Below are 2,117 nucleotides of genomic sequence, written 5' to 3'. Positions count from 1 at the left end.
TCCCCCCCCCCCCCCCCCCCCCCCCCTCCTCTCCCCCCCCCCCCCTCCCCCCCCCCCCCCCCCCCCCCCCCCCCCCACCGGCCGTTGGACGGGGTCCGGGCCGTCGTGGCCGCGGCCCCCTGGGAACGCCTGGAAGGACGTATCCGCATGTCACTGCCCCGAGGGCGGACGAGCGCTCCGGAGGTCTCCGCCTCGGTGGAGGCGTTCCTCACCGAACCGCTCGTCGCCACGCTGACCACCCTGCGGCCCGACGGCTCGCCCCATGTGGCGCCCGTACGGTTCACCTGGGACGCGGCGTCGGGGCTCGCCCGGGTCATGACGGTCGCCACCTCGCGCAAGGCGCGCAACGTGCTGGCGAACCCGGGTGGCCGGGCCGTCCTGTGCCAGGTGGAGGGCTTCGCCTGGGTCACCCTGGAAGGCACCGCCACGGTGTCGGACGACCCGGCCCGGGTGGCCGAGGGCGTACGGCGCTATGCCAAGCGCTATTGGTCGGCGCCGCCGAATCCGCCGGGCCGGGTGGTTCTGGAGATCGCGGTCGACCGGGTGATGAACCTCAATACGTAATTCACCCCCAGTACCACCGCAGGACTTAATCGGCGCGGCACCAACGGATGCATGGGCATTCGGCGGTGCCGCGCCTTTTGTATTCCCTGCACCCGACTCCCGTACCGGATGGATGACTTGAGTCGTACTCAGGCGCCCGCTGCCACGATCGGTCATATCGGCTGATCCATGTCATCCATCTGCACGAGGAGTGCGAATATGACCCAGGGCGCAATTGTTGTCGGGGCGGGTCCGGTCGGACTCATGCTCGCCGGTGAACTCCGCCTTGCCGGTGTGGAGGTCGCCCTCTACGACAAGCTTCCGGCTCCCAGCGGGGAATCGCGCGGTCTCGGATTCACCGGCCGCACGGCCGAAGTCCTCGACCAGCGCGGCCTGTTGTCGAAGCTCGGTGACTTCCGCTGGGGCAAGCAGGGCCACTTCGGCGGCGTCCGCATCAACTTCGACGAGCTCGACGAGAGCCACTACGGCATCATGGGCCTGGCCCAGTCCCGCACCGAGGAGACCCTCGGCAAGTGGGTCGAGGAGCTCGGCGTCACCGTGCGCCGCGGATACGAGGTCACCGGCTACCGCGAGACCGAGGACGGCGTCGTCGTCGAGTACGAGGGCCCCGACGGTCGCGGCGAGGAGGAGGCCCAGTACCTCGTCGGCACCGACGGCGGCCGTTCCACCATCCGCCGCCTCGCCGGGATCGACTTCCCGGGCGAGCCCGCCACCCGCGGTATGTACCTGGCCGACGTGGTCGGCGCCGGACTGCGGATGCGCCCCATCGGCGAGCGCATCGAGGGCGGCGGCATGGTCCTCTCGGTCACCCTGGAGCCGGGCATCGACCGCATCGTCATCCACGAGCCGGGTGTACGCCCGCACCACGGCGAGGGTGAGCTGACGTTCTCCGAGGTCGCGGACGCCTGGGAGCGCATGACCGGTGAGGACATCCACGGCGCGAGCGCCCGCTGGATGTGCGCGCTGACCAACTACACCGGCCAGGCCACCGACTACCGCAAGGGCCGGGTCTTCCTCGCCGGCGACTCCGCCCACGACCACGCCCCGCTCGGCGCGCAGGGCGTCAGCGTCGGCCTCCAGGACGCCGTCAACCTCGGCTGGAAGCTGGCGGCCGCCATCAAGGGGCAGGCCCCCGACGGGCTCCTCGACACCTACCACTCCGAACGGCACCCGATCGGTGAGCAGCTGCTGCGCAACACGCTCGCCCAGTCGCTGATCTACCTCAGCGGCGAGGAGATGGAGCCGCTGCGCGCCGTACTGCGCGAGCTCGTGCAGATCCCGGACGCCGCCCGCCACCTCGCGGGCCTGGTCAGCGGTCTCGACGTACGGTACGACGTCGACACCGACGGGAGCGGCCACCCGCTGCTCGGACTGCGCCTGGCCCCGGGCCGCGAGGTCACGCTCGCCGACGGCGGGCAAAAGCGGGTCGCCGAGCTGCTGCACTCCGCGCGCGGTGTCCTGATCACCACCGGCGACTCGCGCGAGGCGGCCGAGCTCGCCGAGGGCTGGGCGGACCGCGTCGACGTGGTCACCGGCAGCTGGGTCCCCTCGGA

General features: G+C 71.8%; 2 protein-coding genes. Both read left to right on the top strand.

The genetic code is table 11. The annotated features are described in order from the left end of the window. The first annotated feature begins 147 nt into the window (after nucleotides 1-147). Complete coding sequence (locus tag ACZ499_RS28800; protein ID WP_468406329.1) at nucleotides 148-564, top strand: pyridoxamine 5'-phosphate oxidase family protein; 417 nt, start codon at nucleotides 148-150, stop codon at nucleotides 562-564. A 198-nt stretch (nucleotides 565-762) separates the two neighbouring features. After that, the coding region (locus ACZ499_RS28795; RefSeq protein ID WP_468679207.1) for an FAD-dependent monooxygenase at nucleotides 763-2,117 on the top strand (1,355 nt) is incomplete at its 3' end.

This window comes from Streptomyces sp. NPDC031265, assembly GCF_055570295.1.
This window is presented reverse-complemented; position numbering and strand designations above follow the sequence as displayed.

What these genes read in the sequence shown, in the direction of transcription:
- ACZ499_RS28800 (WP_468406329.1), top strand. Translation starts at nt 148, where the DNA reads ATGTCACTGCCCCGAGGGCGGACGAGCGCTCCGGAGGTCTCCGCCTCG.